General features: G+C 40.4%; 1 protein-coding gene. It reads right to left on the bottom strand.

Features of this window, described 5'->3' with window-relative positions; translation table 11 throughout:
• Nucleotides 1-384 (bottom strand): hypothetical protein (locus BTV99_RS13570; protein ID WP_178377983.1); only part of this gene is annotated, 384 nt, incomplete at both ends.

Below are 384 nucleotides of genomic sequence, written 5' to 3'. Positions count from 1 at the left end.
CGTATAACCAATGCCCGATTTAATAAGTTGATCGCGTTGTATTTGACTTAAGCTCTGACTAACCTCAATGGTAAACTCAGCAATACCACTGCTGTTTGTAGTTTTTTCATTACCTTGAATGGTAATACCAGTGTTCGAACCTTCATTGAGCACAAGCTTTACCATTCTGCCAGTTGCTGCGCTGCCATTTTTGCGCTTGGCCGCAACTTGTAATTTAAATTGCTCTTCTAAAATATTTACGGTAGTAGGAATACTTTTTGCCGTTAACACAATATCACTTTGACCAATATCCGAACCAATAGCAATACGGTTACTACTTGCTGTCATACTAGCACCAGAGGCTTCAACTGCCCTCACACTCAACACAAAACCACTCGCTTTTTC

The organism is Psychrobacter sp. Rd 27.2 (assembly GCF_001921755.1).
Lineage (GTDB): Bacteria > Pseudomonadota > Gammaproteobacteria > Pseudomonadales > Moraxellaceae > Psychrobacter > Psychrobacter celer.
The sequence above is the reverse complement of the archived record's forward strand: the minus strand, read 5'-3'. Positions and strand labels throughout refer to the sequence as shown.